This window comes from Streptosporangium nondiastaticum (genome assembly GCF_003011965.1).
GTDB lineage: Bacteria > Actinomycetota > Actinomycetes > Streptomycetales > Streptomycetaceae > Streptomyces > Streptomyces nondiastaticus.
On record NZ_PXWG01000010.1, the window covers coordinates 16115 to 28716 of the forward strand.

General features: G+C 70.8%; 10 protein-coding genes. 7 read left to right on the plus strand and 3 right to left on the minus strand.

Features of this window, described 5'->3' with window-relative positions:
* The first annotated feature begins 110 nt into the window (after nucleotides 1-110).
* Both B7P34_RS06930 and B7P34_RS06935 read left to right on the plus strand, forming a co-directional pair.
* Nucleotides 111-2123 carry an IucA/IucC family protein gene (locus B7P34_RS06930; protein WP_223267580.1) on the plus strand — a complete coding sequence of 671 codons (2013 nt, stop codon included), beginning with the start codon at nucleotides 111-113 and terminating at the stop codon, nucleotides 2121-2123.
* Nucleotides 2124-2166: 43 nt separating this feature from the next.
* A complete protein-coding gene (locus B7P34_RS06935; protein WP_106674921.1) occupies nucleotides 2167-4146 on the plus strand; it encodes an ATP-dependent DNA helicase in 1980 nt (659 codons plus the stop codon).
* Nucleotides 4147-4269: 123 nt separating this feature from the next.
* Here B7P34_RS06935 and lexA read toward each other — a convergent pair whose 3' ends face one another.
* A complete protein-coding gene (lexA, locus tag B7P34_RS06940) occupies nucleotides 4270-4965 on the minus strand; it encodes a transcriptional repressor LexA (RefSeq protein WP_223267593.1) in 696 nt (231 codons plus the stop codon).
* Nucleotides 4966-5591: 626 nt separating this feature from the next.
* Here lexA and nrdR point away from each other — a divergent pair.
* Entirely contained in the window at nucleotides 5592-6104 is a 513-nt protein-coding gene (gene nrdR / locus B7P34_RS06945; protein WP_106674922.1) for a transcriptional regulator NrdR, read from the plus strand.
* Between the two features lie 112 nt (nucleotides 6105-6216).
* Nucleotides 6217-9078 (plus strand): vitamin B12-dependent ribonucleotide reductase, encoded by a 2862-nt coding sequence (locus B7P34_RS06950; RefSeq protein ID WP_106674923.1) that lies wholly within the window; start codon nucleotides 6217-6219, stop codon nucleotides 9076-9078.
* Between the two features lie 100 nt (nucleotides 9079-9178).
* On the opposite strand, the gene B7P34_RS06955 is transcribed toward B7P34_RS06950, so the two are convergent.
* Nucleotides 9179-9601: a nuclear transport factor 2 family protein gene (locus tag B7P34_RS06955; protein ID WP_106674924.1), complete on the minus strand. Its 423-nt coding sequence runs from the start codon at nucleotides 9599-9601 to the stop codon at nucleotides 9179-9181.
* 102 nt (nucleotides 9602-9703) lie between these two features.
* Here B7P34_RS06955 and B7P34_RS06960 point away from each other — a divergent pair, with 102 nt between their 5' ends.
* The 3 genes from B7P34_RS06960 to B7P34_RS06970 are packed head-to-tail and all read left to right on the plus strand — an operon-like array spanning nucleotide 9704 to nucleotide 11818.
* Nucleotides 9704-10318 carry a TetR/AcrR family transcriptional regulator gene (locus B7P34_RS06960; RefSeq protein WP_106674925.1) on the plus strand — a complete coding sequence of 205 codons (615 nt, stop codon included), beginning with the start codon at nucleotides 9704-9706 and terminating at the stop codon, nucleotides 10316-10318.
* 26 nt (nucleotides 10319-10344) lie between these two features.
* Nucleotides 10345-11178, plus strand: a complete 834-nt coding sequence (locus B7P34_RS06965) for an arylamine N-acetyltransferase family protein (RefSeq protein WP_106674926.1) — start codon at nucleotides 10345-10347, stop codon at nucleotides 11176-11178.
* A gap of 34 nt (nucleotides 11179-11212) precedes the next feature.
* The gene (locus tag B7P34_RS06970; protein ID WP_106674927.1) at nucleotides 11213-11818 is read left to right on the plus strand and encodes a YdbC family protein; all 606 of its coding nucleotides are present in this window, start codon (nucleotides 11213-11215) and stop codon (nucleotides 11816-11818) included.
* Nucleotides 11819-11884: 66 nt separating this feature from the next.
* On the opposite strand, the gene B7P34_RS06975 is transcribed toward B7P34_RS06970, so the two are convergent.
* Nucleotides 11885-12526 (minus strand): TetR/AcrR family transcriptional regulator, encoded by a 642-nt coding sequence (locus B7P34_RS06975; protein ID WP_223267581.1) that lies wholly within the window; start codon nucleotides 12524-12526, stop codon nucleotides 11885-11887.
* Nucleotides 12527-12602 lie beyond the last annotated feature (76 nt).

Here is a 12602-nt window from a genome sequence, read left to right on the forward strand (position 1 = left end):
CACTCGTACGTACGTGCCTCAGCCCTCGTCCGTCATCCTTCGCGCCTCACCCTTCACCCCTCGTCCCGGTTCATCCCACCCCATCCCACCGGCCTTTTCGAGGAGCCCCTTTGTCTCCTTCACCCCGGTCCGAATCGCCCCGGCCCGAACACCTCGGCACCCGCTCCGGCCCGGACGGCACCGCCCGCGCCGCAAACGCCGACAGCGCGGACACCCCGGCCCACTCCCACCCCGCGGACACCACTGACCGCCCCACGCGCCCCGCCCGCCCCGACGGCTCGGACTGGTCGCTCGCGGGGGCCCGCCTGCTCGCCAAGATGCTCGGCGAGCTCAGCTACGAGGGCGTGCTCAGCCCCGAGCCGGACGACACCCCCGAGCCGGACGACACCCCCGAGCCGGACGACACGCCGGAGCCGGACGACGCCCTGCCCGAGCCGCCGGACACGCTGCCCGGGCGTCCGGACGGCACCCCGGCGGTCCAGGGGCCCGCCGCTGCGTACCGGCTGCCGTTAACGGACGACGTCACCTGCTGCTTCCGCGCCCGCCGGGGCGCCTACGGCCACTGGCGCGTCGACCCCGACTCCGTCACCCCCTTCCAGGACCCCCTCCGCTTCCTCGCCCTCGCCCACGACACCGTGCTCGGCCTGTCCGGCGACACCACCGGCCACCTGCTCAGGGAACTGCTCGCCACCCTCGCCGCCGACACCCGCCTCCAAGCGGGCGCCCTCAGCGCGGCGGACCTCGCCGACCTCGACTACGCCGCGCTGGAAGGCCACCAGACCGGCCACCCCTGGCTCATCGCCAACAAGGGCCGGCTCGGCTTCTCCGCCTCCGACGCCGCCCTGTGGGCCCCGGAGGCCCGCATCCCGCGCCGCCTGCCCTGGATCGCCGTCCATCGCGACCTCGCGCACTACCGGGCCGTCCCCGCACTCGCCACCCCCGAACGCCTCTACGCCGAAGAGCTCGCCCCCGGCACCCGGGCCGCCTTCGCCCGCACCGTCGCCGACCACGGGCGCGACCCCGCCGGCTACCTCTGGCTCCCCGTCCACCCCTGGCAGTGGGACGAGACCGTGGCCCCCCTCTTCGCGCCCAGCCTCGCCGACGGATCCATCATCCTCCTGCCCACTGACAACGACCTCCGGCTCCCGCAGCAGTCCGTGCGTACCTTCCTCAACACCAGCCGCCCGGACGCCCGGACCGTGAAGCTCCCGCTGTCGGTCCTCAACACCCTCGTCTGGCGCGGCCTGCCCACCGAGCGCACCCTCGCCGCCCCCGCCGTCACCGCTTGGGTCCAGGCCCTCCGGGACGAGGACGACTTCCTCCGCGACGAGACCCGGGTGATCCTCCTCGGCGAGACCGCCTCCGTGACCGTCGAGCACCCCCTCTACGACCGGCTGCCCGGCGTCCCCTACCAGTACAAGGAACTGCTCGGCTGCATCTGGCGCGAGCCTCTCGGCCCCGCCCTCGCCCCCGGCGAGCGCGCCCGCACCCTCGCGGCCCTGCTGCACACCGACCCCGCCGGCCGCTCCTTCACCGCCGAGCTCGTCCGCCGCTCCGGCCTGGCCCCGGCCGACTGGCTGTGCCGGCTCTTCGCCGCGCTGCTCCCGCCGCTGCTGCGCTTCCTCTACCGCTACGGCACCGTCTTCTCCCCGCACGGCGAGAACGCCATCGTCGTCTTCGACGACAACGACGTCCCCACCCGCCTCGCCGTCAAGGACTTCGTCGACGACATCAACATCAGCGCCGTGCCGCTGCCCGAGCACGGCTCCATGCCCGCCGACGTACGGGAGGTGCTGCTCACCGAACCGCCCGGCTTCCTCACCCAGTTCATCCACTCCGGCCTCTTCGTCGGCGTCTTCCGCTATCTCGCGCCGCTGTGCGAGGAACAACTCGGCGTGCCCGAAGCGGCCTTCTGGTCGCTCGTCCGGGCGGAGATCGTGCGGCACCACGAGCGCTTCCCGCGGATGAAGGACCGCTACGAGACCTTCGACCTGCTCACCCCGCGGATCGAGCGCCTCTGCCTCAACCGCAACCGTCTGCACCTCGACGGCTACCGCGACCGCCCGGAGCGCCCGCACGCGGCCGTCCACGGCACCGTGCCCAATCCGCTGCACATTCCGTGACGGCGCCGTCGATGTCAGTGCCGCCCCTTAGGGTGGAAGAGCTATGACTGCCTCCTCCTCGCCCTCCCTCGCCGACCTGCTGCACGCCGCCGTCACCGCCGTCGGCGGCACCGAGCGGCCCGGCCAGGTCACCATGGCCGAAGCCGTCGCCGAAGCCGTCGACGGCAATTCCCATCTGCTCGTCCAGGCCGGCACCGGCACCGGCAAGTCCCTCGGCTATCTGGTGCCGGCCCTGGCCCACGGCGAGCGCGTGGTGGTGGCCACGGCGACGCTGGCGCTCCAGCGCCAGCTCGTGGAGCGCGATCTTCCGCGGACGGTGGACGCCCTGCAGCCGCAGCTGCGCCGCCGCCCCCAGTTCGCCATGCTCAAGGGCCGGTCCAATTACCTGTGCCTGCACCGGCTGCACGAGGGGGTGCCCCAGGACGAGGAGGAGGGGCTCTTCGACCCCTTCGAGGCGGCGGCGCCCTCCAGCAAGCTCGGCAAGGACCTGCTGCGCCTGCGCGACTGGTCCGACGAGACGGAGACCGGTGATCGCGACGACCTCACGCCCGGTGTCTCCGACCGCGCCTGGTCCCAGGTGTCGGTCACGTCCCGCGAGTGCCTCGGCGCCTCGAAGTGCGCGTACGGCGCGGAGTGCTTCGCCGAGGCGGCCCGGGAGCGGGCCAAGCTCGCCGACGTGGTGGTCACCAACCACGCCCTGCTGGCCATCGACGCCATCGAGGGCGCCCCGGTGCTGCCGAGCCATGAGGTCCTGATCGTCGACGAGGCCCATGAGCTGGTTTCCCGGGTCACCGGCGTCGCCACCGGCGAGCTCACCCCCGGCCAGGTCAACCGCGCCGTGCGGCGCGCGGCCAAGCTGGTCGACGAGAAGGCCGCGGATGCCCTGCAGACCGCCGCGGAGAGCTTCGAGCGCCTGATGGAGCTCGCCCTCCCGGGCCGTCTGGAAGAGCTCCCCGATGATCTCGAGTACGCCCTGATGGCGCTGCGCGACGCCGCCCGCACGGTCATCTCGTCCATCGGCAACACCCGCGACAAGTCCGTCCAGGACGAGGACGCTGTCCGCAAGCAGGCCCTGGCCTCCGTGGAGAACATCCACGCGGTCGCCGAGCGCATCGTGGAGGGCTCCGAGTACGACGTCGTGTGGTACGAGCGGCACGACCGTTTCGGGGCCTCGCTCCGGGTGGCCCCGCTCTCGGTCTCCGGGCTGCTGCGCGAGAAGCTCTTCAGCGAGCGGTCCGTGGTGCTCACCTCGGCCACGCTCAAGCTGGGTGGTGACTTCAACGGCGTCGCCGCGTCCCTGGGCCTGGCCCCCGAAGGCGCCGGCGGCGCGGACAGCCCGGAGTGGAAGGGCGTCGACGTCGGCTCGCCGTTCGACTATCCCAAGCAGGGCATCCTCTACGTCGCCCGGCATCTGTCCCAGCCCGGCCGGGAGGGCAGCCGTACGGACATGCTCGACGAGCTGGCCGAGCTGGTGGAGGCCGCCGGCGGCCGGACCCTGGGCCTGTTCTCCTCGATGCGCGCCGCTCAGGCCGCGGCCGAGGCGCTGCGCGGCAGGCTCGACGTGCCGATCCTCCTCCAGGGCGAGGAAACGCTCGGCGAGCTGATCCGGAACTTCGCCGCCGACCCCCGTACGTGCCTGTTCGGCACGCTGTCGCTGTGGCAGGGCGTCGATGTGCCGGGGCCGAGCTGCCAGCTGGTGGTCATGGATCGCGTGCCCTTCCCGCGCCCGGACGATCCGCTGATGAGCGCCCGGCAGAAGGCCGTGGAGGAGGCGGGCGGCAACGGCTTCATGGCGGTGGCGGCCACGCACGCCGCGCTGCTGATGGCGCAGGGCGCCGGCCGGCTCGTCCGGGCCTCGGGGGACCGCGGTGTGGTCGCCGTACTCGACCCCCGGCTGGCCACGGCCCGCTACGGCGGCTTCCTGCGCTCGTCACTGCCGGACTTCTGGTACACCACGGACCGTAACCAGGTGCGGCGCTCGCTGGCGGCGATCGACGGGGCGGCGAAGGCGGAGGGCCGATAGACGAGGGCCGATAGACACTGCGGGCCCGCTTCCGCCGGGCCCCAGGACGTAAGACCCCACGGCATAAAAGAGCCCCGGAACCGGCGCAGGTGGTTCCGGGGCCCGGCCTTGCGGCCTGCGCCTTCAGACGCGGCGCAGCACCGCCACGACCTTGCCGAGGATGGTGGCCTCGTCGCCAGGGATCGGCTGGTAGGCGGCGTTGTGCGGCAGCAGCCACACATGGCCGTCCTCGCGCTTGAAGCGCTTGACCGTGGCCTCCCCGTCGAGCATGGCGGCCACGATGTCGCCGTTCTCCGCGACGGGCTGACGGCGGACCGTCACCCAGTCGCCGTCGCAGATGGCGGCCTCGATCATGGAGTCGCCGACGACCTTCAGGACGAACAGCTCGCCGTCGCCCACCAGTTGGCGGGGGAGCGGGAAGACGTCCTCGACGGACTCCTCGGCGAGGATCGGACCGCCCGCGGCGATCCGGCCGACCAGCGGCACGTAGGACGCGGCGGGCTTGCCGGTGGTGTCCGTGGGCTGCGAGCTGGGCTGGTCGGAGCCGCGGACCTCGTAGGCCCGGGGGCGGTGCGGATCCCGGCGCAGGAAGCCCTTGCGCTCCAGCGCCATGAGCTGGTGCGCCACCGAGGAAGTGCTCGACAGCCCGACCGCCTGGCCGATCTCCCGCATGGAGGGTGGGTAGCCCCGGCGCTGGACGGAATCCCGGATCACTTCGATGACCCGCCGCTGGCGGTCGGTGAGGCCCGAGCTGTCAGCCCGGATGCCTGGAGGTCGTCCCGGGAGGGCCCGAGCGGGCTTCTGCCCCTCGGAGCTCATGGCTGCGTCATTCATCGGGTGTGCCTGGTCGAGTCGGTTCTGGGAGCGGTCCTGGGCGGTGATTGTGGCGCTGTCTGCGGTGGTGGTCACGTCGGCCCCTCTCGAGATGTTCTCCCTAGCTGGACAACGGTAGTTGCTTTCGAAAGGTTGCGCCAAACACACGTTCGAGTGAAATATCGAAGTTTGCCTGACGTGATCAAGGTCGAGGGTGTACGGCTGAAGATCAATTCGGACAATTACGGTACCCTTCGGTGCGAAGCGCACCGGGTGGGCTCCGGGGCCCTGCGGGCCCCGCGCAGGGCCGGCCGCGGCGGACCGGAGACCTCCGCGAACGGCTCCAGTCTGTCATCAAAGCCCCCGTGCTCCTGCGGCAGGGGCGGCTCGCGTAGGCTCGTGAGCGGTCTTCGCGGCCGCGACACGCGTCCGGCACGGTTCACCGCACGGCACCAGATCTAGTGGTTTGATTGGCGGAAGCCGCCCACAGGTTGTGGTCGAGGGGCGTCGCCGGTCATTTGCGGGCGCCGTCATCGCCTATGCTGGGGGCTGCTTCGCAAGGCCCCCGTTCGGGGGTCCGCCGAGGCTGAAGATCGTGCACAGTCCTACGAGGGTGAGGAGGGTGGAGAGCCATGCACTGCCCCTTCTGCAGGCACCCCGACAGTCGCGTCGTCGACAGCCGGACCACCGATGACGGCTGCTCGATCCGGCGCCGGCGCCAGTGCCCCGACTGCTCCCGTCGTTTCACGACCGTGGAGACCGCGTCGCTGATGGTGATCAAGCGGAGCGGGGTCACCGAGCCCTTCAGCCGCACCAAGGTCATCTCCGGAGTGCGCAAGGCGTGCCAGGGCCGCCCGGTCACCGAGGACGCCCTGGCCCAGCTCGGCCAGCGGGTCGAGGAGGCGGTGCGCGCCACGGGCAGCGCCGAGCTCTCCACCCATGACGTGGGTCTCGCCATACTCGGCCCCCTCCGGGATCTCGACCTCGTCGCGTATCTCCGGTTCGCGTCCGTGTACCAGGCGTTCGACTCGCTCGAGGACTTCGAGGCCGCCGTCGCGGAGCTCCGCGAGCAGCGGTCCGCCGCGACCGCCGGCGACGGCGCCGAGGACTCCCGGGTCCCCGCGCCCAGCACGGCCGCCGAGTAGCCGCGGCCATCACAGACCTGCCCGGTGCGCCGCGCGCCCGGGCGAAGACAGACATAGCGCGCCACGGAAGAAATAGGCGCATTAGGGCGTTTTGCCCGTAGAGGGAGGCGGCATGACCGAGACGACGAGCGGCCCGGCACGAGGTTCCCGCTCCAAGGGGAACAAGGGCGGCAAGGGTCTGCGCATCGAACGCATCCACACCACCCCCGGTGTCCACCCGTACGACGAGGTCGTGTGGGAGCGTCGTGACGTCGTCATGACCAACTGGCGCGACGGCTCGATCAACTTCGAGCAGCGCGGCGTGGAGTTCCCCGACTTCTGGTCGGTGAACGCGGTCAACATCGTCACGAGCAAGTACTTCCGCGGCGCGACGGGTTCGCCCGAGCGGGAGTCCAGCCTCCGCCAGCTCATCGACCGCGTCGTGCTGACCTACCGCAAGGCGGGCGAGGAGCACGGCTACTTCGCCTCCCCGGCGGACGCCGAGATCTTCGAGCACGAGCTGACCCACGCCCTGCTGCACCAGGTGTTCAGCTTCAACTCCCCGGTCTGGTTCAACGTCGGCACCAAGCAGCCGCAGCAGGTCTCCGCCTGCTTCATCCTCTCCGTCGACGACTCCATGGAGTCGATCCTCGACTGGTACAAGGAAGAGGGGATGATCTTCAAGGGCGGCTCCGGCGCCGGCCTGAACCTCTCCCGCATCCGCTCCTCCAAGGAGCTGCTCTCCTCCGGCGGCAACGCCTCCGGTCCGGTCTCCTTCATGCGCGGCGCCGACGCCTCCGCAGGAACGATCAAGTCCGGCGGTGCCACGCGCCGTGCGGCCAAGATGGTCGTCCTCGACGTCGACCACCCCGACGTCGAGGCCTTCATCGAGACCAAGGTGAAGGAGGAGGAGAAGGTCCGCGCCCTGCGCGACGCCGGCTTCGACATGGACCTGGGCGGCGATGACATCACCTCCGTCCAGTACCAGAACGCCAACAACTCCGTCCGCGTCAATGACGAGTTCATGAAGGCCGTCGAGACCGGCTCGAAGTTCGGGCTGCGCGCCCGGATGACCGGTGAGGTCATCGAGGAGATCGACGCCAAGGGCCTCTTCCGCAAGATGGCCGAGGCCGCGTGGGCCTGCGCCGACCCGGGCATCCAGTACGACGACACGATCAACCGCTGGCACACCTCGCCGGAGTCGGGCCGGATCACCGCGTCCAACCCGTGCAGCGAGTACATGCACCTGGACAACTCCTCGTGCAACCTCGCCTCCCTCAACCTCATGAAGTTCCTCCGCGACGACGACCAGGGCAACCAGTCGTTCGACGCCGAGCGCTTCGCCAAGGTCGTCGAGCTGGTCATCACGGCGATGGACATCTCCATCTGCTTCGCCGACTTCCCGACCGAGAAGATCGGCGAGACCACCCGCGCCTTCCGCCAGCTGGGCATCGGCTACGCCAACCTCGGCGCCCTGCTGATGGCCACCGGCCACGCGTACGACAGCGATGGCGGCCGCGCCCTCGCCGGTGCCATCACCTCCCTGATGACCGGCACCTCCTACAAGCGCTCCGCCGAGCTGGCCGCGGTCGTCGGCCCGTACGACGGCTACGCCCGCAACGCCGACGCCCACAAGCGCGTCATGAAGCAGCACGCCGACGCCAACGGTGCCGCCCGGCGCATGGACGACCTCGACACCCCGGTGTGGGCCGCGGCGACCGAGGCCTGGCAGGACGTCATCCGCCTCGGCGAGAAGAACGGCTTCCGCAACGCCCAGGCGTCCGTCCTGGCGCCCACCGGCACCATCGGCCTGATGATGGACTGCGACACCACGGGCGTCGAGCCGGACCTGGCCCTGGTCAAGTTCAAGAAGCTCGTCGGCGGCGGCTCGATGCAGATCGTGAACAACACGGTGCCGAAGGCGCTCAAGCGCCTGGGCTACCAGCCGGAGCAGGTCGAGGCGATCGTCGCCCACATCGCCGAGCACGGCAACGTGATCGACGCCCCGGGCCTCAAGGCCGAGCACTACGAGGTCTTCGACTGCGCCATGGGCGAGCGCGCGATCTCCGCCATGGGCCACGTGCGCATGATGGCCGCCGCGCAGCCGTTCCTCTCCGGCGCGATCTCCAAGACGGTGAACCTGCCGGAGTCGGCCACCGTCGAGGAGGTCGAGGAGGTCTACTACGAGGGCTGGAAGCTCGGCCTGAAGGCCCTCGCGATCTACCGCGACAACTGCAAGGTCGGCCAGCCGCTCTCCGCCAAGAAGAAGGAGGAGGCGAAGGCCCCCGAGGCCGCCCCCGCCGCGGAGAAGATCGTCGAGTACCGCCCCGTCCGCAAGCGCCTCCCCAAGGGCCGCCCGGGCATCACCACCTCCTTCACGGTGGGCGGCGCCGAGGGCTACATGACCGCCAACTCCTACCCGGACGACGGTCTCGGCGAAGTCTTCCTGAAGATGTCCAAGCAGGGCTCGACCCTCGCGGGCATGATGGACGCCTTCTCCATCGCCGTCTCGGTCGGCCTGCAGTACGGCGTGCCGCTGGAGACGTACGTCTCGAAGTTCACCAACATGCGCTTCGAGCCGGCCGGCATGACGGACGACCCGGACGTGCGGATGGCGCAGTCGATCGTCGACTACATCTTCCGCCGCCTGGCGCTGGACTTCCTGCCCTTCGAGACCCGCTCGGCACTCGGCATCCACTCCGCCGAAGAGCGTCAGCGTCACCTGGACACCGGCTCGTACGAGCCGACCGACGAGGACGTCGACGTGGAGGGCCTCGCCCAGTCCGCGCCGCGCCAGACCGAGGCCCCGAAGCCGGCCCAGCCGGCCGCCGCGGTCCCGGCCCCGAAGCAGGCCCACAACTCCACCGAGCTGGTGGAGATGCAGCTGGGCCTGAACGCGGACGCCCCGCTGTGCTTCTCCTGCGGCACGAAGATGCGCCGCGCGGGCAGCTGCTACCTCTGCGAGGGCTGCGGCTCGACCAGCGGCTGCAGCTGATGCGGGTGCCGCCCGGCACTGAATAGCATCTGAAGGCGGTGGTCGGAGGAATTCCTCCGACCACCGCCTTCGTCATGCCGCCTTCGTCATGCCCGCTTCGTCATGCCGGCGCGAGGAATTCCCTCTGGTCCTCGGTGATCGGCACGTCGTTGATGCCGGCCTCGCGCCGCCGCATCAGGCCGTCCGGGGCGAATTCCCACTGCTCGTTCCCGTAGCTGCGCCACCACTGGCCGGCGTCGTCGTGCCACTCGTACCGGAAGCACACCGAGATCCGGTTGCCGGACCACGACCAGAGCTCCTTGCGCAGCCGGTAGCCCTGCTCCTTCTCCCATTTGCGCCGCAGAAAGGCCCTTATCTCGTCGCGGCCGGTGAGGAATTCGTGCCGGTTCCGCCAGACGCAGTCCTCGGTGTAGGCGAGGGCGACCCGTTCGGGATCGCGGCTGTTCCAGGCGTCCTCGGCGGCCTGCACCTTGGCGCGGGCGGAGGATTCGTCGAAGGGTGGCAGGGGTGGGCGCTGAGTCATGGCATGCCCTTCCGCACATGAGAAATGGGCGAGAACGATCGTTCTCTCGTTTCGTGTGTAGCCTAGAGAACGATCGTTCTCCGCGCCAGACCGGGAGGGGCAATGGACATCACCGAAGCCGACGGACGCCTGCTCGACGCCGCGGAGGCCCTGTTCTACGAGCACGGCATCCAGGCGGTCGGGATGGACCGGATCCGGGCCGCGTCCGGGGTCTCGCTCAAGCGCCTCTACCAGCGCTTCCCCTCGAAGGACGTGCTGGTGGAGGCCTACCTGCGGCGCCGCGACGGGCGCTGGCGCGGCGCGCTCGCCGAGTACGTCGCCACGCGCCCGTCGGCGGTGGAGCGCCCCCTCGCGGTGTTCGACTGGCTGGAGGAATGGTTCGGCGAACCGGATTTCCGGGGCTGTGCGTTCATCAACGCCTACGGCGAACTCGGTACGGCATCCCCGGCCGTTTCCGAAGCCGTGCGGGACCACAAGGCCGAAGTGCTGCGCTATCTGCATGGACTGGTGCGCGACGCGGGGGCCGCGGAGCCCGGGCCCGTGGCGGAACAACTGGCGGTCCTGGCCGACGGCGCGATCACCGCGGCGGCGATCGGCGGAACTCCGGCCCCCGCGCGCAGCGCACGGAAAGCCGCTTCGACGGTGCTGGAGGCGGCCGGTGTCGCGCAGCGGCAGCCGGCGGGGTGCCCCGCGCCGGGAGGTCATACTGTCGGGTGACCGGCCGAGGGGAGAGGGAAACAGCAATGACGGGCGATTTCACATGGGGCGGCGAGGGCCTGGACCTGGGCGCCTATCTGGCGCGCATCGGCATGGAAGGACCGGTGCGGCCCGATCTCGCCACGCTCAGGGCGGTGCACCGCGCTCATGTGGCCGCTTTCCCCTTCGAGAACCTTGAGATCCTGTTGGGCCGGCCGATTCTCCTGGACGTCAAGGCACTTCAGGACAAGATGGTGGCGCAGCGCCGCGGAGGCTACTGCTACGAGCAGAACTTGCTCTTCGCGGCGGTCCTGGAGCGCATCGGATTCTCCTTCACGGGTATCGGTGCGCGGATCAGGATGGGCGGCGAGAAGCTGCGCCCGGTGACGCACATGGCGCTGAAGGTCGAAGCCGCCGGCGAACAGTGGCTGTGCGACGTCGGGTTCGGCGGTGAGGGGCTGCTGGAGCCCCTGCCGTTCCGTGACGGTGCGCAGGTGCGGCAGGGCGGCTGGACGTTCGGCATCGAGCGGGAGCCGGCGGACGTGCAGGTGCTCCGTTCGCTCCATCCGGAGGGCTGGTTCGACCTGTACGCCTTCGGCCCGGAGGAACGCGTCCCGGTCGACTACGCCGTCATGAACCACTACATCTCCACGCACCCGCACTCACCCTTCGTCTCGCGCGTGGTGGTACAGCAGACGGAGCCCGGCATACGGCGGAGTCTGGTGGGTTCCATGCTCGTCACTGCCCGCCCGGACGGTCAGGAGGAGCAACGCGAGGTGCGTGCGGCGGAGTTGGTGCGGTTGCTGGCGCAAGAGTTCCGGATCGAGCTCGGCGAGACGGACGCGGCGGTCCTCGGACGGGTGCAGTCCTCCGGTACGTGACTGCGGTCCGCTGTGCGGGCCGTACGATGGCGCGGTGCTGGTCAAGTGGACTCGCTGCACCGTGGTCGATCGCCGCGGCTTCGAACGCGGGCAACGCAAATGGGCGGGCCTGCTCGGCGAGCCCGGTTTCCGGGGGCAGGGCGGGGGCTGGAGCAGAGCGCGTCCCCACGTGGTGCACCTGTTCGGCTTCTGGGAGAGCCGGGCGTTCTACGACTCCTTCATGGCGCGGTCCCACGACAGGCTGGCGGCCGCGCAGGCCGGGACCTTCAAGAACGTCCAAGTGCGGCTGTTCGAGCACCGCTTCGACGTGAAGGTGGGCTTCAGTCCGCAGTTCACGGATGCGGACGTGGTGCGGATCGCCCACTGCAGGGTCCGGGAGGACCGCGTGGAGCACTTCACCCTGATGCAGGAGAAGGTGTGGAGCCCGGCCATGGCCGGGTCTCCCGGCATGCTGCGCGGCGTCTTCGGGGAGGCCCCCGGCCGGGAGTTCCTCGTCCTCTCCGTGTGGAACTCCGAGGCCGAGCACGGGAAGTACCGCGCGGAGCGGGTCGAGCGGCTCGCCCTGCGGACGCAGCTGGAAGCCGACGTGGCGGAGATCGGCGGCGATATCGTCGCCCTGGAGCCCTCCTGGACCGTGTGACGCGCCGGGGTGCCCGCGGCCGTGCGGCCCCGGCCCGTATGCCCGCGGGGCCCGTACGGCCGCGGGTCAGGCCAGTGACGTGAAGGCCCCCGCGCGGGCTGCCGCCAGGGCGGCGTCCGCGGCCTGCCCGGCGACCGCCCCGTCGACCGGTTCGCGGGTGATGAACAGCCGGAAGAAGAGCGGCGCCGAGACGGCGCGGGCGAGTGCGCCGGGGTCCGTGCCGGCGGGCAGTTCGCCGCGGGCGACGGCCCGTTCGACCAGCGGCGCGCAGCGCCCGAAGCGTTCGGCGTAGAAGCCCCGCAGGGCCTGCGCCGCCTGCTCCGACTGGAACGCGGCGGCGATGAAGGCGGCGGGCGCCGCCCCGGCGGCCGGATCGCCGAAGGTGTCGACGACCTCCTGCGCCAGAGCGTGCAGATCACCGCCGAGGGTCCCGGTGTCGGGCGGTGTCCAGCTGTCCTCGCCGGCCAGGTCCAGTGCGTCGGCGACGAGCCCCTCGACGCTGCCCCAGCGCCGGTAGAGCGTCGTCTTGTGGACGCCGGAGTGCTCGGCGACGTACTCCACGGTGAGGCCCGGATAGCCGTGCTCGACCAGCCCGGAGAGGACGGCGTCGCGTACGGCGGCGCGCGTGCGGGCGGTCCGGCCGCCGGGACGCACCGTGCCGGGCGCCGAGGGGCCGGGGGAGGGGGTCCGGGAAGGGTTCGAGGGCAACTGCAACTCCTGTTGCGTTAGCTGGGTAAGTCTGCCATGCTGAGCGTAACGCAACTGGGGTCGCATTTGGTGAAGG

Bases quoted from the DNA above. Each gene is read 5' to 3' on its own strand.
- B7P34_RS06935 (WP_106674921.1), top strand. From the start codon at position 2,167: ATGACTGCCTCCTCCTCGCCCTCCCTCGCCGACCTGCTGCACGCCGCC.
- lexA (WP_223267593.1), bottom strand. From the start codon at position 4,965: ATGAGCTCCGAGGGGCAGAAGCCCGCTCGGGCCCTCCCGGGACGACCT.
- nrdR (WP_106674922.1), top strand. From the start codon at position 5,592: ATGCACTGCCCCTTCTGCAGGCACCCCGACAGTCGCGTCGTCGACAGC.
- B7P34_RS06950 (WP_106674923.1), top strand. From the start codon at position 6,217: ATGACCGAGACGACGAGCGGCCCGGCACGAGGTTCCCGCTCCAAGGGG.
- B7P34_RS06955 (WP_106674924.1), bottom strand. From the start codon at position 9,601: ATGACTCAGCGCCCACCCCTGCCACCCTTCGACGAATCCTCCGCCCGC.
- B7P34_RS06960 (WP_106674925.1), top strand. From the start codon at position 9,704: ATGGACATCACCGAAGCCGACGGACGCCTGCTCGACGCCGCGGAGGCC.
- B7P34_RS06965 (WP_106674926.1), top strand. From the start codon at position 10,345: ATGACGGGCGATTTCACATGGGGCGGCGAGGGCCTGGACCTGGGCGCC.